Source organism: Paraburkholderia phymatum STM815 (assembly GCF_000020045.1).
GTDB lineage: Bacteria > Pseudomonadota > Gammaproteobacteria > Burkholderiales > Burkholderiaceae > Paraburkholderia > Paraburkholderia phymatum.
In genome coordinates this window covers 1986036-2010733 of record NC_010623.1, presented here as the reverse complement: position 1 = coordinate 2010733, position 24698 = coordinate 1986036, and the positions used below count along the sequence as shown (strand labels likewise).

General features: G+C 56.5%; 17 protein-coding genes and 1 pseudogene. 10 read left to right on the top strand and 8 right to left on the bottom strand.

Annotated features, from left to right (window positions below; all coding sequences use genetic code 11):
- Positions 1-134: 134 nt before the first annotated feature.
- From BPHY_RS24705 to BPHY_RS24690, 4 genes are all read right to left on the bottom strand, one after another.
- Entirely contained in the window at positions 135-1448 is a 1314-nt protein-coding gene (locus BPHY_RS24705) for an MFS transporter (RefSeq protein ID WP_012404190.1), read from the bottom strand.
- 127 nt (positions 1449-1575) lie between these two features.
- Entirely contained in the window at positions 1576-2100 is a 525-nt protein-coding gene (locus BPHY_RS24700) for a gamma carbonic anhydrase family protein (protein WP_012404189.1), read from the bottom strand.
- Between the two features lie 91 nt (positions 2101-2191).
- Positions 2192-2995 carry an SDR family NAD(P)-dependent oxidoreductase gene (locus BPHY_RS24695; RefSeq protein WP_012404188.1) on the bottom strand — a complete coding sequence of 268 codons (804 nt, stop codon included), beginning with the start codon at positions 2993-2995 and terminating at the stop codon, positions 2192-2194.
- Between the two features lie 971 nt (positions 2996-3966).
- The gene (locus BPHY_RS24690) at positions 3967-4866 is read right to left on the bottom strand and encodes a LysR family transcriptional regulator (protein ID WP_012404187.1); all 900 of its coding nucleotides are present in this window, start codon (positions 4864-4866) and stop codon (positions 3967-3969) included.
- A gap of 141 nt (positions 4867-5007) precedes the next feature.
- Between BPHY_RS24690 and BPHY_RS24685 the strand changes: the two genes are divergently transcribed.
- Together BPHY_RS24685 and BPHY_RS24680 are read left to right on the top strand one after the other, a co-directional pair.
- Entirely contained in the window at positions 5008-6168 is a 1161-nt protein-coding gene (locus BPHY_RS24685) for an acetyl-CoA acetyltransferase (protein ID WP_012404186.1), read from the top strand.
- Positions 6165-7760 carry an acyl-CoA synthetase gene (locus BPHY_RS24680; RefSeq protein WP_012404185.1) on the top strand — a complete coding sequence of 532 codons (1596 nt, stop codon included), beginning with the start codon at positions 6165-6167 and terminating at the stop codon, positions 7758-7760. The genes BPHY_RS24685 and BPHY_RS24680 overlap by 4 nt, the downstream gene beginning before the upstream one ends.
- Positions 7761-9384: 1624 nt before the next feature.
- On the opposite strand, the gene tnpC is transcribed toward BPHY_RS24680, so the two are convergent.
- Genes tnpC through BPHY_RS24660 form a run of 3 tightly spaced genes read right to left on the bottom strand, consistent with a single transcriptional unit; the run spans position 9385 to position 11844 of the window.
- Entirely contained in the window at positions 9385-10965 is a 1581-nt protein-coding gene (gene tnpC, locus BPHY_RS24670) for an IS66 family transposase (protein WP_012404184.1), read from the bottom strand.
- Positions 10966-10996: 31 nt separating this feature from the next.
- Entirely contained in the window at positions 10997-11350 is a 354-nt protein-coding gene (gene tnpB / locus BPHY_RS24665) for an IS66 family insertion sequence element accessory protein TnpB (RefSeq protein ID WP_012404183.1), read from the bottom strand.
- Positions 11326-11844 (bottom strand): transposase, encoded by a 519-nt coding sequence (locus BPHY_RS24660; protein ID WP_012404182.1) that lies wholly within the window; start codon positions 11842-11844, stop codon positions 11326-11328. Before BPHY_RS24660 ends, tnpB begins: the two co-directional genes overlap by 25 nt.
- A 348-nt stretch (positions 11845-12192) precedes the next feature.
- Between BPHY_RS24660 and BPHY_RS24655 the strand changes: the two genes are divergently transcribed.
- The 8 genes and pseudogenes from BPHY_RS24655 to BPHY_RS24625 all read left to right on the top strand — a co-directional run bounded on the left by BPHY_RS24655 (position 12193) and on the right by BPHY_RS24625 (position 22214).
- Positions 12193-13167, top strand: coding sequence for an IS5 family transposase (locus tag BPHY_RS24655; RefSeq protein WP_012404181.1), 975 nt, complete (start codon positions 12193-12195; stop codon positions 13165-13167).
- Between the two features lie 1042 nt (positions 13168-14209).
- A pseudogene (locus BPHY_RS44260) lies at positions 14210-14479 on the top strand (LysR family transcriptional regulator); the annotation flags it as partial.
- Between the two features lie 65 nt (positions 14480-14544).
- Complete coding sequence (locus BPHY_RS24650) at positions 14545-15591, top strand: AraC family transcriptional regulator (RefSeq protein ID WP_012404180.1); 1047 nt, start codon at positions 14545-14547, stop codon at positions 15589-15591.
- 592 nt (positions 15592-16183) lie between these two features.
- Complete coding sequence (locus BPHY_RS24645; RefSeq protein WP_012404179.1) at positions 16184-16927, top strand: nitroreductase; 744 nt, start codon at positions 16184-16186, stop codon at positions 16925-16927.
- Entirely contained in the window at positions 16924-18576 is a 1653-nt protein-coding gene (locus BPHY_RS24640; RefSeq protein WP_012404178.1) for an AMP-binding protein, read from the top strand. Before BPHY_RS24645 ends, BPHY_RS24640 begins: the two co-directional genes overlap by 4 nt.
- A gap of 231 nt (positions 18577-18807) precedes the next feature.
- Positions 18808-19803: an NADPH:quinone oxidoreductase family protein gene (locus tag BPHY_RS24635; protein WP_012404177.1), complete on the top strand. Its 996-nt coding sequence runs from the start codon at positions 18808-18810 to the stop codon at positions 19801-19803.
- Positions 19804-20173: 370 nt separating this feature from the next.
- Positions 20174-21553, top strand: coding sequence for a 2Fe-2S iron-sulfur cluster-binding protein (locus BPHY_RS24630; RefSeq protein WP_012404176.1), 1380 nt, complete (start codon positions 20174-20176; stop codon positions 21551-21553).
- A gap of 1 nt (position 21554) precedes the next feature.
- The gene (locus tag BPHY_RS24625) at positions 21555-22214 is read left to right on the top strand and encodes a M24 family metallopeptidase (RefSeq protein ID WP_012404175.1); all 660 of its coding nucleotides are present in this window, start codon (positions 21555-21557) and stop codon (positions 22212-22214) included.
- A 938-nt stretch (positions 22215-23152) separates the two neighbouring features.
- Here BPHY_RS24625 and BPHY_RS24620 read toward each other — a convergent pair.
- On the bottom strand, positions 23153-24568 hold the full coding sequence (locus BPHY_RS24620; protein ID WP_083775892.1) for an MFS transporter: 1416 nt from the start codon (positions 24566-24568) through the stop codon (positions 23153-23155).
- Between the last annotated feature and the right edge of the window lie 130 nt (positions 24569-24698).

Below are 24698 nucleotides of genomic sequence, written 5' to 3'. Positions count from 1 at the left end.
ACGCACACAAACATGGCTACATCCTTAAAAGAGATGACATATCCGCGTAATGCTTCGATTCTCTTTGGGGAGCCAGAGACAGTACCCCCAAGTTCCAACTCATCACATCATCGAAGCATTATGTCGACTGAAACCTAGCGGTTTACCCATTCTTTCCTGACGCGGAGCACGAGCAGGCCACCAATCGCAAGCGACGCTGCAAGCATGTAAAGCCCCGAGGCGGTCGAATGTGTTTTCTCAGTTGCCCAGCCGATGAAGAAAGGTCCAAGGAAGCCTGAAAGATTTCCAACAGAGTTTATGACTGCAATGCCCGCGGCCGCTGCCGCTCCACCGAGTATTGCCGTGGGCATGCACCAGAACTGCGAGATGGTTACAACAACACAGCAGGTCACGATGGACAGCGCGATCATCGCTACCAGCAGGTTTGCGCTGAAGCTTGAGGCAACCAGCCAGGAAGTCGCACCGAGCAACGCTGGAACCGTAATATGCCAACGACGTTCACGTCGGGCATCCGAGGAGCGACTGACAAGGATTAGAGCGACCACCGCGGCAATGTAAGGCAAACTGGCTAACCAGCCGATTGCAACCGGATCTGTGGTACCCGTATTTTTGATCAGCGTCGGCAGAAAGAAGCCAACACCGTACAGCCCAACGGCGAAGAAAAAATAGATGCCGCACATGAACCAGACCTTGGGGTTAGTGAACCCTTCACGCAGGTCGTGTGATTGCGCCTGCATCTGGTCGCGACTGATGTCATCGACAAGGATGGCTCTCTCTTCGTCCGTCAGCCATTTCGCGTTCGCGACGCGATCCTCAAGGAAAAAGAGCACGACTACGGCCATGACGACTGAAGGCATCGCTTCAATGAGGAGTAGCCACTGCCAGCCTGCCCAACCATTCACTCCGGCCATCGAATGCATGATCCAGCCAGAAACCGGACCGCCGATAATGCCGGCGACGGGTACGCCCGTGTAAAACAGCGATGTTATCTTCGAGCGCCGCGCCGACGGATACCAGTAGGTCAGGTACAGAATGACGCCTGGGAACAGTCCCGCTTCGGCAAGCCCAAGTGCGAAGCGCAGCACGTAGAACATCATTGGCGTGGTGACGAACATGGTTCCGGCGGAGATGATCGCCCACGTGATCATGACGCGCGCAATCCAGACGCGAGCCCCCACTTTGTGAAGGATGATGTTGCTGGGAACTTCAAACAGGAAGTATCCGAGAAAGAAAATCCCCGCACCAAATCCGTAAACCGTCTCGCTGAACTTCAGATCCTGAAGCATCTGAAGCTTCGCAAACCCGATGTTTACACGGTCGAGATATGCGACCACGTAACACATGAAGAGCAGAGGAATCAATCTTCGGGTCACTTTTGCGTACACCCTTGCTCCATCCACTTTCTCGCCCGCGATATCGTAGTTATGAAGCCGTTCAACGTTTTCCATTTGTGTCTCCTATCTCCATCCTTGGTCTTCAGATTGACCGCAACGCCTTGAGTCCGGCTTTGTCAGTTTCTCTCCTATGACTTCCGGGGATGCTGATCTATTGGATTGGCGTTAATTCATGAACCGATTAATCGATCCTCACAAGCGTCCGCTTGTACTCGTCTGCTCTCGTCACGTATTCCTTTGCGTTCTTCCTCAGATTCGCAACCTCCTCATCGGTAAGTGGACGGGCGACCTTTGCCGGGGTCCCAAGGATTAGCACTCTTTCCGGAAACTCCTTTCCTTCTGTCACCAGCGCGCCCGCGCCAACAAGACTTTCCTTCCCGATTGATGCACCGTTCAGCACTACCGCCTGGATGCCAATGAGACATCCATCTCCTACGGTGCAACCGTGCAGCATTGCCTGATGCCCGACGCTGACTTCACTGCCGATGACCAGAGGAAAGCCGGGGTCTGCATGAAGAACTGCACCCTCCTGGACATTGCACTTCGGCCCGATTGACACCACATCGTTGTCCGCACGAACTACCGCACCCGTCCAGATGCTTGAATCTGCGCCGATGTCCACACGTCCAATGATCGTCGCGCCCTCCGCGACGTAAGCGGTTTCGTTGACGTCGGGCGATTTTTCGCCCAGTTTAAAAATTGGCATGTTCATCCTTCATCGAACGAGAGGTATGTTTGAAGGCAGCGACGTCATCTGCGTCTAAGGGAAATCTTGATAGATAAGCCGGCCATGAGGGTTAAGCGTCAATCAGGCCGGCAGCAACGAATCCACCGTCAACGGAGATCGTCTGACCTGTCACATACGAAGCGCTATCAGAAGCAAGGAAAGACACGACACCCGCGACTTCATCAGGTGTGCCGTAGCGGCGCATCGGAACGTGTCGCATGAATGCGTCGCGTTGGGCGGCCGAATGCAAAGCCGTTGCCATGGGTGTTTCGATCGGCCCCGGTGCCACTGCGTTAGCCGTGATTCCATGCTCTGCGTATTCCACTGCGACTTGTCGTGTTAGTCCCATGACGGCGGCCTTCGAAGTGCCGTACCCCGTCCTGCCTACACTAGCGCGAATTCCAGCAACGGAAGCAATGTTGATCACTCGCCCCCACTTGCGTTTGACCATGAATCGAACTGCCTGCTGGGTGAGGAGGAGTGGTCCGGTCAGGTTGATCTCCATGAGGCTTCGCCAGTGATCAAGCGGCACCTCCTCGAACGGAAACGTCTTCGCTATGCCTGCGTTGTTCACAAGAACGTCGCAACGCTCGAACTGATTGCCGACCAGAGCGAAAAACTCGTCAATCGATTCCGACTTACCCACGTCGAGTTGCATCGGAATGGCTGACAGTCCCCGAGCACTCATCTGGTGGGCAGTTTCTTCGGCAGCCGCGAGATTCAGATCGGCAACAATGACGGTGAACCCATCATCCGCAAGGCGACGGACTATCGCGGCCCCGATCCCGCCAGCGGCGCCTGTAACGACAGCAACCCGGCCAGCAGTTTGAGATGGGCGTTTCGAGTTCTGATTGACAACGGGTGTTGCTGACATGATTCACTCCACAAAACTGACATGGTATTTCGCATACCTAATGTAAACCGCTTCCCTTTTCTTGAAGTAGGACGGGCACGCGGGTACAGTGTGTCAACGGTCCATGAGTCGATGAGAACGACGGACAGCCAACCGACTACGAACACTTGGATTAGTTGATTGATGAGTGCGCTTCGTCGTGGCGGAGGTAGGTCATCCCATCGATTGCGACTCGGCATGCAACCAAGCCCGGAGCGCTCGCAGGGTCGCTCGTCGCAGCGCGGCGCAAAACCGCAAGCAGATGATGCCAATGCCGAAGTAGCCGTGCGATGGGAAATAGTCGTCCAATGATCGTTTGCATTGCTGTCTCCATGGCGGTCCGTCAAGGCAGCCCGTCTCTAGAAATGTCTCAACGCGTCGCGCTGATCCGGGTGCGCCTGATGTAGGTGTTTTCACCTACTTTTACGAACAACGCCGGTCACTTTCGGCGCTATTGACGTGTGGCCGTCACCATGGAAACAAGATTAAACGGTGGGATTGATATTTTCCAATACAATAATAGTCATCAGACGATACCCCTAGGATATCAATTCGAGGAACGCTCCACCTTCGGCGACGACCAAACGACCTCACACTTCCCAGCCACACTGGTCCCGTCAGATCGCGCTTTTTGAAGGGAAGCGTTGCATTTGTTCGGTGGCACGAGTTGGAGCGGCGAACTGACGGTCGCCGGTGAGAACGCCTTCGTGATTTAGAAAAGATCTTTGTATGTGCGCGCACAGAGCGGAACGATGTCTCCGCTCGCCAGGCCCAGATAGGCTCGTCGTCGATCGGGTTCGTTTTCCGCGACCTATTGCATCGCCTGGACGATACGTGTGCCTACAGTCGAGCAAGACTGCTATCCGGCAAGGAACTGACCGGATGACCGAATGCAAACTTTCGTACGAGAGCGTCGGCCCGTCCGAAACGCATCAGAAGGCGCCCGCAGAGACCTATTCACCTGGATGCATCGTCGGTCCGAGTTTCGCCGCTAGCTGGACGAAGGTATCGGTACATGGGTTACGATTTCGACTGTTCCAGGTTGCATTCAGCTTCACCGTCGGCGGATTTCGCAGAGGACGGAACTTCACATTCGTAGGGAGAGACGTCTGCATTGACCTGTGCACAAGTGCGACGCCCAACCCTTGCCCGACGAACGTGATGAGTGTGTGCTGATAGTTCGTCTCGAGGAAGGTCTTCGGGACGAATCCCTCCGTTTTGCAATGGTTGATGATTGTGTCGTGAAAATACGGAGACGCCTCTCGACGAGTTATCAGAAATTGTTCGTCTTTGAGATCGACCGCATCAATTGGGTCGTCTGACCCAGACAATGGATGGTTTAACGGGAGCGCTGCTACGAGGGGCTCCTCGAAAACCGTGAGAGTTTCCATCCCTGCCATCTCACCGGGTGGATACATCAACCCAACGTCCAAGCGACTTTCGCGCAGATCCTGGATTAGCAGACTCGGGACCGCCTCGCCCACGTGAAGGTGCACCTCCGGATACTCGGTTGTGTACGCTCGGAGAATCGCTGGGGCGATGCTAAACGCGGCTGCGAACATGAAGCCCAAGGACAGGGAGCCGCGATGACCAAGGTTTGCTGAAATTGCGTTGCGCTTTGCGCGTTCAACGGACGCAAGTATCTCCTTTGCATCTTGCAAAAACCCTTCGCCGGCCGCTGTGAGCTTCACGGTCCGGCTGGTGCGGTCGAACAGACCGACGCCCAATTCTTCCTCGAGCAGCGCGATCTGTCTCGACAGAGGTGGCTGCGAAATATGCAGCCGCTCGGCCGCCCGTCCAAAGTGAAGGGTCTCGCCGAGCGTGACCAGGTAGTGTAGGTGCCGAAGTTCCATATCAATACCTTTAAAGCATTACTACATGACAATCATTATATTGGAGTATATCGATGAGTGAGTCTAGTCTTGTTGTCAAGCGGGCAACTTTTTGATGTTGCCGCTACGCCGACATCGAGCGGCTAAGACAAGGAGACTCTCTTGAACGCACCACATATCATCGGCTGGGGCCATACCGTCTTCGGCAAACACGATCAGGTCGAGCTGGAACAACTGATCAGGGACGCCGCGCTGCCCGCGCTGCACAGCGCAGACGTCCAGTCAAAAGACATCGATGCCATCTTCGTTGGCACCTTTAATGGTGGCTTCGTCCCGCAAGACTTCAGCGCTTCCCTCGTCGCCGTAGCGATCCCCGAGTTCCGCCATACTCCCGCAGTCCGTGTCGAGAACGCCTGTGCCACCGGTTCGGCCGCCGTCTTTGCGGCGCTCGACGCAGTGGAGAGCGGACGGGTCAAGCGCGCCCTGGTCATTGGCCTGGAAAAGATGAACACCCTTCCTGGCGCCCAGATCGGTGATGTCCTGCTCAAGTGTTCGTATTTTAAGGAAGAAGGCGGGAAACCAGGTGGCATGGCCGGAGTCTTTGGAGACATCGCCACCGAGTATTTTTCGCGGTTCGGCGATCAGTCCGATGCCCTTGCAGCTATCGCCGCGAAGAACCATCGGAACGGTGTCGACAATCCGTACGCCCATCTGCGCCGCGATCTTGGGTTCGAATTCTGCCGAACGGTGTCCGACAAGAACCCGTCTCTCGCCGGTCCCCTGAGGCGCACCGACTGCTCGCCGGTCTCGGACGGCGCCGCGGCATTGGTCATTTCCATGGAGCCTCGTCCGGGCACTGCCAATGTCCGCTGGCGCGCTCGCGCACACGTCAACGACTTTCTGCCGCTGTCGATGCGCGATCGCACCCGATTCGAAGGGGCGGCGCTCGCCTGGTCGAAGGGGCTCGAAAGGGCTGGAGTTTCGCTGGCCGATCTGAACCTCGTCGAGGCCCACGACTGCTTCACCATGGCAGAGTTGCTCCAGTATGAAGCGATGGGACTTGCACCGCATGGACAAGGGGCACGGATCATTCTGGACGGCGTCACTGCAAAGGACGGCAAGCTGCCGGTCAATCCGTCGGGCGGATTGAAATCGCGTGGCCATCCGATTGGTGCCACTGGCGTATCGCAGCACGTGATGATGGCAATGCAACTCACTGGCAAGGCCGAAGCGATGCAGATTCCGCGGGCGAGCCTCGGCGCCGTGTTCAACATGGGAGGCACCGCAGTCTCCAATTACCTGAGCATCTTGGAGGCAGCATGAGTCCGGCCTCCGTCACGAATCTGGCGCACCTGCTGCGTCAGTCCGCGCGCCAGTTTCCGCAACGCACCGCGGTCGTCCATCGGGATCGGACCTGGAATTGGTCCGAAATCGACAGCCGCGTTGATGCGATGGTGGCCGCACTGCGTTCGCTGGGCGTTCGTCCAGGCGACAAGATCCTCGTGCAATCGCGTAACTGCGTCCAGATGTTCGAGAGTTGCTGGGTGGCATTCCGCCTGGGCGCGGTCTGGGTGCCAACCAATTTTCGCCTGACGCCGCCGGAGGTGGCCTATCTCGGGTCATCTTCAGGCGCCTGCGCGATGATCGTCGAAGAGGACTTCCAGGAGTATGCCGATGCGGTCCGGGCAGCGTCGCCAGATTTGCGCCATATCGTCGTCATCGGCTCGCCGCGACAGGGCGAACACAGCTACGAAGATCTGGTGGCTGCGAACCTTGGGACCAAATCAGAGGATGCCGTCGTCGACTATGACACCCCCCTGTGGTTTTTTTATACATCGGGAACCACCGGGAGACCCAAGGCTGCCATCCTCACCCATGGTCAGATGGCCTTCGTGGTCGCCAATCACCTGGCGGACGTGCTTCCTGGTTTGACCGAACTAGACTGTTCGATCGTCGTCGCTCCGCTTTCTCACGGCGCGGGCATCCAGGGGCTGCTCAACGTGGCGCGCGGGGCCGCGGCTGTGATTCTCCCCAGCGAGAAGATGGAACCCGAGGTCGTCTGGGCGCTCGTAGAAAAACACAAGGTCAGCAATTTCTTCGCCGTGCCCACGATCATCAAGATTTTGGTGGAACACCCCGCGGTTGACCGCCACGATCACTCGTCACTGCGCTACATCAACTATGGCGGTGCGCCCATGTACCGGGCTGACCAGAAGTTGGCGTTGACCAAACTGGGACGGGTGCTCGTGCAGCACTTCGGACTTGGCGAAGCCACAGCTTGCATCACTGTGCTGCCGCCGCACATGCATTCTGCGGATGATGATGATCCGGCCGCGAACATCGGCTCCTGCGGACGTCCACGTACTGGGATGGAGGTCGCGATCCTGGATGCAGACCTGAACAAGCTGCCCGCCGGCGAGGTCGGTGAAATCTGCTGCCGTGGCCCCGCCGTTTTCGCCGGGTACTATGGCAACCAGGAAGCCACTGAGAAGGCGTTTCGAGGCGGCTGGTTCCACACCGGCGATCTTGGGAAGCTGGACGAACGAGGCCTGCTCTACATCACGGGCCGTGAATCCGACATGTACATCTCGGGCGGCTCCAATGTCTACCCCCGTGAAGTCGAAGAAATTCTCCTCACACACCCGTCGGTCGCCGAAGTCGCCGTTCTTGGAATTCCCGACCCGAAATGGGGTGAGGTCGGAGTTGCCGTCGTTGTGTTGCGTGATGACGCCCCTCCAGTGGACGCGGCAGGGTTGCTGAACCATCTGGAAGGATGTTGTGCCCGCTACCGCTGGCCAAAACATGTCTTCTTTTGGGAATCTTTGCCGAAGTCTGGGTACGGGAAGATCACGAAGAAGGAAGTGAGGCAGAAGCTGTTCGAGCGCGAAGCCTCGCTACTCGAGGTCAAGCCATGAACAGGTTGTAACTCGGCGTCAATGGCTCGGAGCCATTATGGGGCAAAGAGCTGCCAAGAATTTCTGCCTCCATGGCTTTGAGGTGTGCGGTTGTGACGTTCGCCAGGAAGAGCTGACTCTGCTGCATGATCGTAGAGTCGCACAAAGCTTCACGACTGCATCGTCAGGCATGACCTTTCAGTTTTGCTGTTACTGATGACACGGGTTTGGGGTGGACGGCAAGCGCAGCACCGATCTTATGGATACGCGGCTGCTGACGGAGGCCGGCCTGCGGCCGGGTGCGTCACTGCCTGGTCTGGCGCTCAAGGCTCGGGAGAGCGCTAACCCAGTTAAGTAAATGGGTTCGGCTGAACCGGCAAGTGAAAGCACCCGTGAGGAACAACGATATGACCAGTTCAGCGTCGGTGTCTGAGCCTGTCGTCGCGATTGCTGATGCCACATCGGCGGCGGCTTCGATCCCGTCCGCACTCACGCAGCAACCAACGACATCAACCGGCGCATCGGTCTTCGCGCTCGCCTCCCCAGCAAGGCTGTCGGCCCAGTTGCCCAAAGGCGTGAAGCGGGAACTCGAACGCTCGGAGTGCGACGTCGCCCTCATGAGCGCGATGACTGCGGCTTGGGTCCGCGAAGGCAGCGTCATGGGCGACAGAGGCGCCCCACCGCCCCCGTCGAAAACCCGCGATTCAACTCGGGTAAAGCCACACCGCATTAGACTCAACTGCAAATCCGTCCTTCGAAGCGGGTCAACCCCAAGGTTCTTGAGCTCCCCAATGCATCAGCCCACGAGATGCAAACTTGATCTTCGGTTCACCGAACCTCCCCAGACCGCCCTAAGGCAACGCTGATCGTGCGACACGTGCTGCTGCCCATAGCGTGTCGAACGTCAAGTAGTGAGGGCAGCAAAGCTCGTTCTTGTCTTGTCGTATCCCAAGCGCCGAAGTAATGGCGCTTGGAACTGCGACCTGTTGTGCGACCGACAGTTGCCTATCCAGACATGCTCAACTGGTAACGGCTGGGTATGAAGCTTTGGAGACAACGTGCCTCTCGATTGACGGCTCACCCCGGTGACGGGGCGGGTCGACACTGCCAGCCGCCGTGCGGTGTGAGGTGCCAGGCAAGTTCCGCATGCGTAACGTAAGTGAATTGTTGATAAACCCCGTTATTGCCAAAGGGCCAAAGCGGCTGACAGGCCCTGACCAAAAGGTGTGCAGCCGGTTGCTTCTCTGATCAGAGGGAGCACGTCGTCATAAGCGCTGCCGGGGAATAGACAGACGCTAAACGGATAGGCCCGGGAATAGTCGGGTCGGCAGGAATGGGAACGTGGTAAGCCCGATTCTCCGCCAAAGGTTCAGAACATCGAATCCGTGGCAGGCGACCTGCGAGGGAAGCTGTTGGGGAAGCGGGTAAGAGAACGCGGAAAAAGCGAATGCCGCTCTGTAATGGAGCGGATAGGGGTTCGAACTTTGCCCTAGCCCGAAAGGGCGCAGACTTCCGCGTGGTGCGGCTGTCGCCGGCGCATGTTTAAGGTTCGACGTAGGGAAGCTTGGAAGAGACGTATGCGATCCACGAACGACGCCCCTCAGAGTAAGGTGGCGGAGCGCGTGAGGTGTGGTAGTGATGCGGGTCAGCGGAGATCGGCCGGCATTTTCCAGGGAAGCAACGCGTCGTAGTCGTCGACGGTCTTCGCCATAGGCAGGCGCTGGAACAGCCAGGTGAGGTACCGGTAGGGATCGATGCTGTTTGCTTTGCAGGTTTCGACGAGCGTATAGAGATTGGCGCTCGCGTTCGCGCCTCCGACGGTGTCCGAGAACAGCCATCCGCGGCGCCCCACGCAGAATGGTCGAATCGCATTCTCAACAGCGTTGTTCGAGATAGGCCAGTCGCCGTTCTCGACGTAACGGATGAGCTTGGGCCACTGCGCGCGCAGGTAAGTCAGTCCCTTGCCGAGCAGGCTTTTCGGTACGACGCCGGCCGATTGCTCGAGCATCAGCGCGTGGATGGCATTGAGTACGCGCGCGCTGTATCGTCGTCGCAACCGCTGTCGTCGCTGTGCGCTCCACGTCGTACTGCGCGCCTCGGCCGCGAACAGCTTGCCGATCAATTTGATGAAGCGCGTCGCCAACAGATCGGGCGTTCGGGCAGCCTTTGGTACGCTATCCTCTGCTTTGACGAAGTACCGTCTCAGGTGAACCCAGCATCCAAGGTGCACGAGCTGGTGACGCCGGGCAATGTCGTTGTAGGGCTCGTACCCATCGGTCATCATGACCGCGCCCTCGCGGATCCCGGTGAACAGCTTGTCGGCCAGCCTGGTGCCACGCCCCGGTGTATAGGTGAAGCATCGGATGGGCACGCCCGAATCGGTCATCTGCGCCCAGAGGTAACTCTTCGTTTGCGGTCGACGGCCCTTTTCCTTCAACACCTGGAGTGTCGTCTCGTCGCAGTAGATCAGCTCGGCATCGAGCAACGCATCGCGCATCAGGTTGATCACGGGTTGCGTTCCGAGACCCACACGGACCATGCTCGCAGCAATCGTGTTCGACGAGATGTCGCCGCCGAAGCGGCGTAGCAGACCGGCCTGGCGATACAGTGGCATCCCGAACTGATACTTGCCGGCGGCGATCCATGCAAGCGCCGATTCGCTCAACAGGCCGCGAGGGATGATGCGAGGCGGCGCCGGCGTCACCTTGATGCCGAGATCGCAGCACGGACACGCATATTTGACGCGTTGGTGCTGGATCACGCGAAGCTGCTCCGGAATCACGTCGAGCTGCTCGCTGATCTCCACGCCAAACTCGACGAGCGCGTGACCATCGTTCATGCAGAAGCGTTCAGCCTCAGGCAGCTCGTGCCGCACCACGTCGCGCGGCAGGTTGGGATCAAGCGGCTTGCGATGGCCTCGCTTCTTGCGCGTATGTGCGCCGACCGTCGATTCTGGCGTATCTTCCTGAGCAGGTGAGCTGCTCGCGCCGAGCACCTCGGCTTCGTTGAACAGGCTGGGTTGATCCGAATCTCGTGCCTCGCTCTTTGCGCCGAACAACTCGTGACGGTAGGCCCGGAGTCGTTCCTCGGCGAGATCGCGTTCCGCAGTCACGAGCCGCAGGGCGCCGCGTAATGCCTCCTGTTCTTCTCGCAACGCACGAGCGGCATCGCGTTCGGCGAGCAGCTCTTTCAGTTCGTCGGCGGTGATCGTGACGTTGACCGGCATGCTGGGTTAGACCAGCACACCGTCTGCCTGTTCAGCTCACACGCAGATATTCCTGCTTCGGATGTCGTCGAATCGTAGTGATGTCATCGCCATCGAGCAGCGCGTGCAGCACGTTGGTCGTCATCGTCACGACCTCAGCCTTGTTGTCGGGCCAGATGAAACGGCTGGCTTCCAATCGTTTCATCATCAGCCAGAAACCGCTGCCGTCCCAGCCAAGGATCTTGATCCTGTCGCGACGCCGGTTTCCGAAGATGTAAAGCGACGAGTCCATCGGATTCAGGCGCATCGACTGTTCAACGAGAATCGACAGGCTGTTCATGCCGTACCGGAAGTCGACAGGATCGCGGTGCAGATACACTTTCAGCTTGTCGTCGAACCGGAACACGGCATCCTCCCAAGGATCTGAACCAGGGTTGTCAGTTCATCAATGGTCGCGATGGCTTTGCCCAGTTCGAGTTCGACACCGTTCGAGAGATGCACATGTAGCGTGAGCGTCATCGACGGGGGCGGTGGTGTAGACGCAGGCGGTACCGCAACGACAGGTACGAACGCAGGTGGTGGTGCCGCGGCAACGACGAGTTGGTGAGAACTCGGAGGATCGATCGCCAGGCTGTCAGTCGCATCACCCGAATGCGGCAAGTAGTCGTCGCCGTTATCCTGCGGCGTCGGCGAGACGCCTTTCTCGCGCTCCATCAGGTATTTCGTGATCCACTTGCGCAGCAGGTTGGCGTTGATCCCGTGCTCTTGCGCCATGCGCGCCACCGAGACGCCGGGGCGTAACGCCGCCTCGATCAATGCTCGTTTGCCATTTTCATCGTAGCGGCGACGGCCGTCGCTGCTTTGCCGAACTACTCTCAGCTCTAAGTCTTTGTCAGCCATAGGTGTCCACCTCACAAATAGGTGGACACCTATGCTCCTCGCTCAGAGTGCTGTTGGGTAGACGTCGATAGTGGATCGCTTACGAAGAGACTGCTGTACGCAGTTCAGCGCCCTCGTCTCAGCAATGAGATGAACCAACGAAATGTCGTTTGCGAAGGTCTTGTGCAGTACGGCGAGACCGGCATCAGCTGATGATGCTTTAGCTGTGCTTGAGCCGTTTGCGGTGAAAGTCGCTTGGGCGGTTCTTTGGGGAGGGGGCGGCAGCAATGCCGTCTCCTTACCCGCTAAGTCCACCGCAGAGCCACTCCGAGCGTTATAGATCGGAGTGGATAAGGAAGACAGAACAGGATGAAGCAGCAGACGCTGGCGATGGCCGCTGATGAAGGTGCGGGTTTCGACACGCACCGCAAACGGACGCGGCGCGATGAGTTTCTCGATACGATGAATGCAATTACGCCGTGGGCTGAGCTGTGCGCGGTGGTCGAGCCGCATTACCCGAAGCGCGGCAATGGCCGCCCGCCGATTGATCTGGAGCGCATGCTGCGCATCCATTTCATCCAGCACTGGTTCAACCTGGCCGATTTCGCGTGTGAAGAGGCACTCTATGATAGTGCTAGCCTGCGTCGCTTTGCCGGAATCGATCTGGGCTGCGAGGCGGTGCCAGACGCCACCACGCTGCTCAAATTTCGCCGTCTCCTCGAAACCCACAAACTTGGCGAGAAGCTGTTTGCCGAAGTCGGCCGGGTCCTGCAGGAGAGCGGCATGAAACTCAAGAGCGGCACGATCGTGGATGCCACGATCATCGGTGCGCCAAGTTCGACGAAGAATGAGCAGAAGTCGCGCGACCCCGAGATGCATCAGACGCGCAAAGGCAAGCAATGGTACTTTGGCGCGAAGCTGCATATTGGCGTGGACAGCCAGAGTGGCCTGGCGCACAGCGCAGTGCTCACGCCGGCCAACGTGCATGACAAGCATCCGCTGCCGCAATTGCTGCACCGCCAGGAGCGCCGGGTCTATGGTGACAGCGCATACGCCAGCCAGAAGGCGCTGATCCACAGCAAAGCGCCGAAGGCGCGCGACTTTACGAATCAGCGCACCCGCCGCGCGGGTGAAGTCGATGAGGTGCAACGCGGCAAGAACCGCCACAAGTCGAGGATCCGCGCACGCGTGGAGCATGTCTTCGCGGTGGTCAAACGACTGTGGGGCTTCACGAAGGTGCGCTACCGCGGGTTGGCGAAGAATGCGAACCGGGCCTTCATAGCTTTGGCACTCGCCAACGTGTACCTGTCGCGCACGCGATTGATGGCACAGGTGCGCCCGTAATGGGCGAAAGGCGGGCAAAACGCCCGCGTGCAATGCCCGCAAGGGCCAAAAGCCGAGGAGTGATGGTCGGCTTCACGACCTGAACACCTCCTCATTGCCGACACGTCGCAAATTCAGCGGCTTGTTCAGCGTAGCCCTAATGCTTACGATGGTTCCGCGACGGTCGTAAGCGTCGCTATGAGCACCGTCTAAACCGATAGCACCGAAGTGGACACAGTAGACCTCACCAAACGAGTGGTGGAGCCTACTTTGTCACCTGCGATGGGCGACAGCCCGACAGCCGCGAGACGGACGCGTAAAGGTACCCTGACTACGCAATCGGGTTTCGGCAAGAACTCGCAACGCTGCTATGCGTACCATGTGTCTCAGTCGCACGGTTCAATTTCGAATCTGTTGCTCAAATGGCGTCGACTCAATAAGGCGGGTAGTATGAGTCGCCGCCCCTGTTGCCAGTAGAAGTGGGCCGCGAGGAACGCACGGTTGAGAGCGTGGCTGCAGTGCCGGTTCAGTCGCTGAGTAAGGAACAGCCGGTCGTCACGGGCGTGATTGAGATTAGCGCTGGCATCGCACGCGTACGCATCGAGGACATGCCCGAGGCAGCCACTCTGCGTATTGCGCTGAGTACGGTGTTTTTACCTACTTTTGAGAACAACGCCTGTCGCTTTCGACGTTTTTTGAGGTGTGGCAAGCACCATAGAAACGAAGTTTGCCGCGACCTACAGCGTCGTTCCGCCAATAACGCGTGCTCACACATCCGATTACCCTGATGTTGATCTGGGGTTCGCGAGGCGGTACCCAAATTGCTGATACGAGATATCCGGGAAAGCAGACTCGTCGTTGCGCTGATGTATCCCCTAGAGAGAGATAAGACTTTGATACGCAAACGGTATTTCGTGGGCCACTCGTTGCTGCAATGCCAATGGATTGCCCTTGACCGACAGAGACGAATTAACGCCGCAGCCTATCAGCGCGATGAGCCATGCCTCATGAATCGTCGTAAAGCTTCGCCGCACTTTTATGACATCATTACGACCACTGCAAAAGTGCCGTATCCGCGCCAAAGGTTCGCATGGAGACTGACTACCAACATACGATTGTGACCCTCGTCGAACGAGGCCTCGGCGTCGCTCTGGTCCATAGATACATGAAAACCATTCAACCGCAAAACGTGAAATTCCGCAATCTGGTCAATGCACCATTTGAAGAGGTCAACGCTACGTGGACCGGAAAGAATCGAAACCCCTGTACGACCACATGTGTGAAGTTCGCTAACCCGATCGGTTCAAACATGCATCCTGGCCAAGACTCTTGACGCCTGTGATAGGTTACCGAAAACCATTCCCATCGCTACGCATTTTCGCGAATCGGACTGCACACATGACTTTGACTCACGACAAAGGTACAACCTCAATTAACCTGGTTCACGAGGCAATATTCGCAGCTACGCAGCGCAATCTGGATGTCCGCGCTGCATTGCAACATGCCGGTATCTCTGAAGAACTGCTTAGCGCCAGTAGGGCCCGAGTCTCTACCTTAGCCTTCGCGCGCCTGTGGGCCGCGTTGGCCGACCTGATGGGAGATGAGTTCTTCGGCCTTGATAGCCATCCGATGCGCCGCGGTAGCTATGCCCTTATGTGCCATGCGGTTCTGCATACTGAAAATCTCGAGCACGCCCTTCGTCGTATGCTGAAGTTTCTACGCGCAGTCCTGGACGATCTCCATGGAGAGCTACGCTGCGAGGGCGATCAGGCCTTGATAATCCTGCACGACCGAGGGGTGACCCGCCGCCTGTTCGCCTACGGGACATGGTACATCCTCGTGCACGGCTTTGCCTGCTGGCTCGCTCGCAGACGAATCCCATTGCATGAAATGAGATTTCGCGCAACTGCTCCAAACGATGACAGCGACTATCGCACCCGATTCTGCGAAGATATTACTTTCTCTGCAACAGAAACGTTAATTCGATTTGACCGCCGTTTCCTAAATCTGAAAGTGGTGGAGACAGAAAGCACATTGCGAGCATTTTTGCAGGAAGCCCCAGCAAACATACTGGTGAAGTACCGCAACGAATCCAGCACAACTGCATTAATAAGACGTCGCTTGCGAAAGCAGACCCCAGATGAGTGGCCCGAACTCGACACACTTGCGCAGTTGATGAACATGTCGAGCGCGACGCTGCAGCGCCGCCTTCTTGCAGAGGACATGAGCTATCGACGCCTAAAAGATGAGTTGCGACGCGACATCGCCATCGACTTGTTTTCAAACAGTTCTCTCACTGTCGCTGAAGTTGCGGCACGCACTGGATTTCAGGAAACGAGTGCATTTCATCGCGCCTTCAAAAAATGGACCGGAGCAAGTCCGGGGATTTATCGCCACAGCAAGGAGCGCCCCGCAAGCAAAACGAGCCGGTCGGTCAATTCGTAAAATGCGTGCCCCCAATCTTCAAAAGGGGCGCAAATGTCGACGGCAGGCTACGGCTCGTCTTCTCACACACCGAGTGACAACAATTAAGGTTCAGGGCAAGAGATTCAACGGAAGACAATTATCTTCAAGCGGCTAGGCTCGCAGCTTTTCCTAGCCGTGGAGCAAGTCAAGCTAGCGAGGCGTTGAAACCTTGATGTGACCTCTTCTCGGCCAAGTCATAACAGTCCCCGTTCCACAGTCCGCACGGACCGCACCCCGGCACCACTTGGTGACTCTCGCGACGATTCCCGGAATCCCTTCGCTTGTAACCACTTCGGCTGCCACCGCGCGAACCTTGGATAAAACGGGTGTCCAAGGACCTCACTGAAGTTGAAGTTCGCGGGCATGTCCTGAGTGCGCGGTCCGGATGACACTGCAATCCGGCGCCGTAGAAAAGGCCAAAAATCGCGATCACAGCACGCCTGTAATGTGGTCAGTAGCGCCGGCGAATCCGCTGCTATCAACCCTGCAAAGAAAGCCAATCTAAAGCATCTCTCGTCTCAACGAACAGGAAAACCGCGCGGTCGGGAATATTTCGAATGCGAGCGAATCAATGAACCGTCTCTCCCCCCCTCCGTTTGCGTCCCTCCAGGACGTGCGCCGAGCCATCAACTGGGCGATTAGCACGCGCCGTAGCGTGCGAGCGTTTCTGAGCAAACCTGTTTCCCACGAGGAGATCGAGTCAATCCTTGATGTCGCACGTTTCAGTGCATCCGGCGTCAACATGCAGCCTTGGCACGTGCATGTTGTGACGGGAGAGGTGAAGACACGCCTGTCTGCTGCCATTAAGGAAGTCGACAACGATCCCGTTCGAAGTTTAGGCCTTGAGGACCCGTACGACTATTACCCACGTGAATGGGTCACACCCTATCTGGATCGTCGACGCAAGGTTGGTTGGAGCCTTTATGGCTTGCTCGGCATAGAGAAGGGTGATAAGGAGCGTATGCATTTTCAGCACGGGCGAAACTACAGCTTCTTTGATGCGCCCGTCGGCTTGTTCTTCACCATTGACCGTGTCATGGGAGTAGGAAGTCTGCTAGACACGGGAATGTTCCTGCAAAACGTGATGATCGCTGCTCGTGGACATGGGCTGCATACCTGCCCTCAGGCGGCCTTTCTGAAGTTCCATAGGGTCATTTCGAGTGTTTTGCAAATCCCCGAAAACCAGATGCTGGTGTGTGGAATGAGCCTGGGATATGCCGATGAAAACAGCCTTGAAAATACACTGATTACCGAACGAGAACCGGTGCGTGCGTTCACTACTTTTCATCGGGACAATAAGGAGACGACCAAGTGAGTGCTTCAATCTATGAAAACGGGCTCGATCGTTGCGAGGCTAACCACCTCCCTCTCACCCCGTTGGGATTTCTTGATCGCGTTGCGCAAGTACATCCCAACCATCTGGCAATTGTCCATGGGCAATTCAAGCAAACTTGGGCCCAGACACGTGAGCGATGCTACCGTTTTGCGTCGTCCCTCGCTGCGAGGGGTATCACGCGAGGTGACACAGTATCCATCATTGCGCCGAACACGCCTGCGCTGCTCGAGGCACATTTTGGTGTCCCACTTGCGGGAGCTGTACTCAACGCAATTAACTACCGACTCGACCCGGAAGGCGTTGCGTTCATCTTGCGCCATAGCGAGTGCAAGTTACTCCTTGTAGATCGAGAGTTTGCCAGTCTTGCTGCCGAAGCTCTCACGCGACTCGACAGTCCTCCGACGGTCATTGATATCGAGGATTACATGGCGCCCTCCGGTCCGTCCGTCGGTGAGACAGACTATGAAAGCCTCATTGATCAAGGCGATCCTAGCTACGAAGGGAACAAGCCGAACAACGAGTGGGAGCCGATTGCCTTGAACTACACATCGGGCACAACAGGCGATCCCAAAGGGGTGGTGGCCAGTCATCGCGGCACATACCTCATGAGTCTGCTACAAATGACAAACTGGGCGATGCCCCGCAAACCGGTCTACCTTTGGACCCTTCCGATGTTTCATGCGAACGGTTGGTGTTTCACATGGGCCATCACCGCGGCCGCAGGTACCCATGTATGCCTTCGCAAGGTGAACGCTGAGAACGTGTTCGCCGAAATCGAGAACTACCCGATTGACCATCTCTGCGCCGCACCGATCGTGTTAGCGGGGATCGCCAGTGGCGCTGCGGGTAAAAAGCTATCTCGTCCGGTTCGGGTCTTGACGGCTGGATCGCCACCGCCTGTAGCCGTACTCAAGTCGGTCGCGGAAATAGGATTCGACGTGGATCATGTGTTTGGCATCACGGAGGTGAGCGGCACTCCGGTGAGCTGCGTTTGGCAAGACGACTGGGACACGTTGCCGGTACCTGAACAAGCCAGAAAGCGTGCAAGACAAGGCGTGCGAGCTGTCGTATTTGAAGACTTGATTGTGGCGGATCCCGCGACGCTCCTGCCCGTGCCACGAGATGGCAGGACTGCGGGTGAAATCATGATGCGCGGTAACACAGTCATGATGGGGTATCTTAAGAATCCGAAGGCGACCCAGCACGCTTTCGAGGGGGGATGGTTCCGAACCGGAGACGTGGCTGTTGTCCATGAGGATGGGTATGTACAGATCACCGACAGGTCAAAAGACGTGATAATTTCGGGTGGTGAGAACATTTCCTCCGTGGAGGTGGAAGATGTGCTCCATACCCACCCTTCCGTATTCCTTGCGGCTGTCGTTGCGCAGCCCGACGAAAAGTGGGGAGAAGTGCCGTGCGCTTTTGTCGAATTGCGCCCCGACGCCCGGCAATCTACTGCGGAAGAAATAGTGGCATTTTGCCGAGAGCGACTAGCCCACTACAAGTGCCCTCGGCGGGTAGTGTTTTCTGACCTACCCAAGACGGCCACAGGCAAGGTACAGAAGTTTCGTCTACGCGAACTGGCCCGTAGTCAAGATGCAATTCGACACTTGGGAGTTGATTGTTGAGTATCCAGTCGCTCTGGCGCGGCCACGTTCAAGGTTGGGTATTGTTTCGTGCCGCCCCTTCTGTCTAATGCATCTTTCAGCAGGCCAGTTTTGCGCAGAGTCGACCTCTCGAGTTTCCCGAGCTACCCAGCGCGCGAACAAGCGCGTAGGGCCGACTGAATCGCGCCGAAGGTCAGTATGAGGGAGATCTGCTTGCCGACTGCCGCTGCAAGCAGCAACTTGGAGATAGGAATGCGGAGCTTCTTAGGCACAGCATTCGAGCTTGACTCGTTCTCAATCGTCGACCGACCGGTTCCGGAGCCCGGTCCAGGTCAATTAAGAATTCGCATTGCGGCAGCCGCTCTCGGGTTCGTCGACGGGCTGATGATACAGGGTCGTTACCAAATCAAACCACCCTTACCTTATGTTCCCGGCGGGGAGATTGCCGGCGTGGTTGACGCCGTGGGTCGTGACGTAACGTCGCATGCAGTTGGCCAGAGTGTGGTTACCTGGCAACTTGGCGGCGGCTTGGCGGAACACGTTGTAGTAGACGCCGTCGAGGTTGACACCGTCCCAGACGAACTTTCGTTGCCCATGGCAGCGGCTATGTTAGTCGATTTTCAGACGGCACACTATGCACTATTTGACCAGGGACGACTAACCGCAGCCGATACCCTTTTGGTGCTCGGTGCCGGAGGCGCGGTCGCTTCAGCAGCCATCCAGCTTGCAGTGCACACGGGTGCGCGCGTAATTGCTGCAGCCGCCAGCGAGCAGAAGCGCGATGCTGCGTATGAGTTGGGAGCAATGCAGACGATTGACTATAGTCTGCCAAATTGGCGTGAGGCCCTCAAGAAGGTCGCGCCAGAAGGCGTTGACGTCGTATTAGATCCTGTAGGGGCCAGCATGTTGGAGCCTGCGTTTCGATCACTGGCAAAAGGGGGGCGATATCTGGTCGTCGGCTTCGCAGGCGGAACCATTCCATCACTTCCCGTAAACCTTGCGCTACTCAAAAACGCGACTTTGCACGGCGTCGACATTCGCTATTTCCTTGCCAGTCGCCCAAAGCTTGCACGGCGTGTGCGGAACGCGCTTTTCGCAATGGCTGCCCGGGGCGATCTCCAGCCTCCTGCGACGATCGCGTTTGCCCTCGAGAACGCGAGGTGTGCCGTAGAAGCCTTATACGAGCGCGATAGACGCGGAAAGGTTCTCGTGCTGCCGCGCGCTCTGGCCCACGAGATGCAAATTTGATCTTCGGTTGACCGAGCCTGCGCCGACCGTCCCCATGCGTACGCTTCTCCCGCGACGGTCGTGCGAGATTCTGGGAGCCGCTCCATCGGTGATAGCGGAACGACGCTCGGCACAGAGCGACGTCTGCCCCGATCCTCGCGGCTTTCGGTCCACTTTACAAAATTTATCTTGACCAACCAGTATTTTAGACTGACCATACCGTATATATCGGAGCAACGGTCTAGCCGGCCGTCAACCAGCTGCGCACGAAATCATCCTGTCCGTATTGAACACACCTTGGCTTTTCTCCCTCCGCTTCCGATGAATCCTCGTGGCCATATCTCCGACACGGGCTGCACTCCATTGAAGCTTCACACCGCAGCTTCGGCGCATGTTTCTGATCTGGACCGGTGAGCCTTGCATTGCGATGAAATTATCAAACATACGTAACGAAACACTATTCGACGCCCGCGCCACTATTGATATCGTCAGCGCATCCATGCAGGCCGGCTGCGCCATCGATCATTCGTGTCGCCGTGGCATATGCGGCCAATGCAATGGCTTGGTGCTTGACGGGACTTTTTCGGTCGGTATACACGGAGACACGCAAACCGTGTCGAAGGACGGCAACCCTGCCAGCGTCCTGATGTGTCAAACGTTCCCGCGCTCCGACCTAACTATCGACTGCCGAGAGAAGCAGGAAGGGACGCTCACCCGTCCGGCTCAGATTGACAACATCTCCTTTCCAACACCTGAAGTAGCCGTAGTTGATTTGAAGCTGATGGACGAAGAGCCGTTCGACTTCAAGGCTGGACAGTTTGTCGCGATCCGTTGGACTGGCGATCGATCCAAGTACTTTTCGCTTGCAAGTCGGGACTGTGAGAAGGGTCGAATACAGTTGCATATTCGTCGTCAAAAGTTCGGCGAATTCACCACCTGGCTGTTCGAGAATGCACAACGAGGAGACATTCTTGGTCTGGACGGCCCGTTCGGCACGTTCACATGGTCAACTCCGAACCAACGACCTGTCATTTTGCTGGCAACGGGAACGGGATTCTCCCCTATCAAGTCGCTCGTCGAAACCCATCAGCTTTGGAACAGGACTGCACCCGTCTATTTGTATTGGGGTGGTTTCACTGAGCAAGACATCTATCAAACAGAACTCGCACAACAGTGGTCAGCAGCGGGAACTGATTTCCATTTTGTTCCTGTATTGGCGGCGCCGACAGCAAAAGACTGGTCAGGGCGTATGGGCTACCTACAAGAGTGCGTGGCGGAGGATCACCAGAGCCTTGTCGAATTCGACGTCTATGCTTGCGGATCGCCAGCAATGATCGAAGCCGCGCGCAAAAAACTGGTGGAGGAGCGAGGTCTCATCCCAGACCGCTTCTTTACAGACTCGTTCAATTCGACTCGACCACTGGCTAGCAACTCCTCTCCACTGACAGACGTGTCCGTGAGCTTCGAAGGGCAGATGCAAGGTCGCATCCACGCTGAGACCGGCCAGACCCTCCTCCAGGTTCTGCTTCGAGCGGGGTTAAACCTGGACCATTACTGTGGAGGCGGGGCAGTTTGTGGGACATGCAAGGTAAGGGTTGAACCTCCGCTTCTGGATGGCATGAACGAGGACGAGGCCGATCTGCTGGAGTGTCTGGAGTCTTCGTCCGAAGGGCATCGGCTTGCTTGCCAAATGGCACTATGCCAACAAGTTGGCTCCCACACAATTCACCTTCCCGGCTCGCCGGGTCGCGTATCCGGTTTGGAAGACTGAAATGGACCAGAATCAAGTTGATCGAGAATGCGTTGGCCGGGCTTTTAGTCCAGAAGGCATGATCGAAGCTCGCAACAGAACGTGGGAAGGAATTGAGGCGATAGCAGAAGCCATGCAACCGGGCATGACGGAGCCTGAAGCCACACATGCGGCAAGGAAGGTACTGAAGAGTTTGGGCCTGCTCCAGGGGTGGCACGCGATCTGTATTCGCTTCGGCTGCAACACGATGCTTGAGTACGGCGCGCCGTCGACCCCAAGCGTGACTCTGGCTACCCAAGACATCATTACTATCGATATCGGTCCGCTCTGGAAGGGATGGGAAGCCGATGCGGGTGCTACCTTTGTCGTCGGTGACGACCCTGAAATGCTACGTGCAAAACATGACGTGAAGCTGTTGTGGGATCGCGTTCGGGATGCCTGGGCGACTCGGACTCTAACCGGAACAGATCTCTACGATTTCGCTGCTCAAGAGGCGGACAAGCTCGGATGGATCTTTGATCCCATCATGGCGGGCCATCGCGTTGGCGACTTCCCTCACCGATACAACGGCTCGTTGCGTCAGATGGACGCGTCGCCTAGTCCATACATCTGGATCCTCGAAATCCTCATCAGGCACAAAAGTAGGCAATTCGGTGCCTACTTCGAAGACCTGCTTACATAAGCCATAGTCCATCGCGAATTCTTCTGACTCAACAAGAGAAGACCAGTATCGCGTCATTAGGTTTACTAAGCGCTATTTGCCATACTTGCGGGTAGCATTCTGCGAAATGACGTCTGTCTGCTCGTGGCTTGACTATGGTGAACCCGTACCATCCCTCATTGCTGCTCGATAAGCCTTCGCAGCCCATGACTTACGTTTTCTTCGATCCTAGACTACCTCGGCAGGAACCGCCCAGAACGATTTAAGGGCACGCCCTCCTCCTTGGACACATATCCGTGATCGTGTGAATTGATGATTTCGTAGTTCTTTTAGACGGCGTCAAGCAGCACGGCCCTTCAGCGACAATGGAATGAACGCCCCCAACTATGAGGATGGGGCGTTCATTCCATTTGTCGCCGCCCAGTTCTTTCGAATTTCATCGTTAACCTTCAATTAGAGATCCCCCTTCCACGCATTGACACTGCAATCCATAGTGTTATGAAGGACTCCAACGATCCACGCACGACGAGATTGTTACCCTAGCCAAAGTCCAGGATCTTTAGGATTCGCGAAGCCTCGACGAGCCAAGGCAAGAGTTCGTCATCGCGGCTAATTGCGTGCTCGGCGAGACGGTCGAGGCAAACCGCAGATACTCCTCGGGATCGATGTCGCTGATATTTCGTCGCGCCGAAGGTGTAATTCACGGCAGCGTGCTCGCGACCAGAGTTCGCGAACAGATAGAGATGGCCGTTGCGCACACCTTGCAATGTGTTAATTCGAGGCGGTCGCCTCTGCAATAGCGTTTGACCGCCGCTCGAGTAAACGTATGAAGCTCGCCTTACTCGAGTCGGCAGTGAACGGACGCTGTTGCAGCTGGTGGGGAAGCCCGTCGTTGGAGCCGGCATCCCCATTCCCGGTAGAAATCAGATCAAGTCCACTGAATCCGCGTCATACCCGCATTATGATCCTATCGATTGATCAATTTTCCGGGTTCCGAACATAAGCAAAACAGCACACAGCATCGGCAACGACCCTGTGATAAACGCAGCGTGAATCATAGGCATTCCGGAGCTAAGGAGAACGCTCAACAATCCCGCACCTGCGATCGCGCCCACTGGACCCATAATGTGCGCGAAATTCATTCCCATACCGCGAATCTGAGGCGGATACGACTCACCAAAATAGAACATAAGCGCTGCGACTGGACCGCTAACGAAGAACAAACTCAGCGCGTACATCGCATAAACAAAGGTGGCATGTTTAGGGCCGAGAAGCATGCAGGCAGTTACAACGAAAGCACAACTCCACCCCACAATGACTGTAAGGCGCCGCCCGATTCTGTCTCCGAGCCAACCGTGGACGATAAAGCCAAGATAGCCAATAGCGTTTCCGCTGACCAGAACAATCAGGGAATTCTCAAACGACACACCTTTACCAACGGTTAGTACCGTGGTACCAAGCACAAGAAGAACTTGCACCGTCATCCAATTACAGAACCAAACCAACAGGGTACACACGCTATGCAATCTGATGCCGGGTGTGAATAGGTCACGGAGACTTGCCTTTGGTCGGCTTGCAGCGTTCTGCTCACTAGCCCTCAACGCCAAGAAGACAGGAGATTCGGGCAGCTTGCGCGCCGAAACTGCGACGCATACAGACGGCACCATGGCGATCACAAAGCACCATCGCCAGCCCACGATCGGAAGCAAAATCGCAGTTAGGCCAGCCGCAATCAATGCACCAACCGGCCAGCCGCCTTGGACGAACCCGTAAACCAATCCGCGTCTACTCGAATTTCGATAAACTTCATTGATGTACATCGAATTCACAACCTCTTCGGAATAGCCAAAACCCGAAAACGCGCGGATCAAGACGACACTAACGGCCCCCATGGCAAGCCCGGTTGCTCCCGAGCTAAAAGCTGCACCGAGAACGGTAACGATGAGCATGGTGCGGCGGCCATAGCGATCCAAGAACGGGCCGAGCCCGACTGAAACGATGAAGGTACCGACCGTAACCCATGTCGCGACCTCTGTGGAGCGACTGACGGACCAGTTAAAGCTCTTCGAGATCTCAGGCAACAGCGTGCCAAACAACGTAAAATCGTATACAGACAAGACCCACGCCACGAAACATGTGATGGTAATTCGCGTTGAGCTCGATTTCGACAAATCAAACTCGTCGGCGCGAATCGCTTGGCTATTTGCTTCCTGATAAATCGTCACCATTTTTATCCTATAATTAAAATAGAGTCGCGAAATCAATAAGAAATATAAAAACTTATTATGAAATATAGTTTCAATATCTACACTATCGTTAACGAGGTACCGCGAAACGCCCGAAGTATTCTGTATGGTGCGTTTGATTTCTCTCATCTGTTCAGCATCGTAGGTAGCCGAAATTCGCGATGCTTGCCTGAACTTGACAAGCGGTGTTGACTGCTTCCGCCAAGTAAATGCTTTTAAGGTTGTGAGGGAATCCAACGAAAGTGACCGGGCGCCGACC

Excerpts from the sequence above, each read along its gene's own strand:
- BPHY_RS24705 (WP_012404190.1), bottom strand. The coding sequence starts at position 1,448 with ATGGAAAACGTTGAACGGCTTCATAACTACGATATCGCGGGCGAGAAA.
- BPHY_RS24700 (WP_012404189.1), bottom strand. The coding sequence starts at position 2,100 with ATGCCAATTTTTAAACTGGGCGAAAAATCGCCCGACGTCAACGAAACC.
- BPHY_RS24695 (WP_012404188.1), bottom strand. The coding sequence starts at position 2,995 with ATGTCAGCAACACCCGTTGTCAATCAGAACTCGAAACGCCCATCTCAA.
- BPHY_RS24690 (WP_012404187.1), bottom strand. The coding sequence starts at position 4,866 with ATGGAACTTCGGCACCTACACTACCTGGTCACGCTCGGCGAGACCCTT.
- BPHY_RS24680 (WP_012404185.1), top strand. The coding sequence starts at position 6,165 with ATGAGTCCGGCCTCCGTCACGAATCTGGCGCACCTGCTGCGTCAGTCC.
- tnpC (WP_012404184.1), bottom strand. The coding sequence starts at position 10,965 with ATGCCGGTCAACGTCACGATCACCGCCGACGAACTGAAAGAGCTGCTC.
- BPHY_RS24660 (WP_012404182.1), bottom strand. The coding sequence starts at position 11,844 with ATGGCTGACAAAGACTTAGAGCTGAGAGTAGTTCGGCAAAGCAGCGAC.
- BPHY_RS24655 (WP_012404181.1), top strand. The coding sequence starts at position 12,193 with ATGAAGCAGCAGACGCTGGCGATGGCCGCTGATGAAGGTGCGGGTTTC.
- BPHY_RS24650 (WP_012404180.1), top strand. The coding sequence starts at position 14,545 with ATGACTTTGACTCACGACAAAGGTACAACCTCAATTAACCTGGTTCAC.
- BPHY_RS24645 (WP_012404179.1), top strand. The coding sequence starts at position 16,184 with ATGAACCGTCTCTCCCCCCCTCCGTTTGCGTCCCTCCAGGACGTGCGC.
- BPHY_RS24635 (WP_012404177.1), top strand. The coding sequence starts at position 18,808 with ATGCGGAGCTTCTTAGGCACAGCATTCGAGCTTGACTCGTTCTCAATC.
- BPHY_RS24630 (WP_012404176.1), top strand. The coding sequence starts at position 20,174 with ATGTTTCTGATCTGGACCGGTGAGCCTTGCATTGCGATGAAATTATCA.
- BPHY_RS24625 (WP_012404175.1), top strand. The coding sequence starts at position 21,555 with ATGGACCAGAATCAAGTTGATCGAGAATGCGTTGGCCGGGCTTTTAGT.
- BPHY_RS24620 (WP_083775892.1), bottom strand. The coding sequence starts at position 24,568 with ATGAGAGAAATCAAACGCACCATACAGAATACTTCGGGCGTTTCGCGG.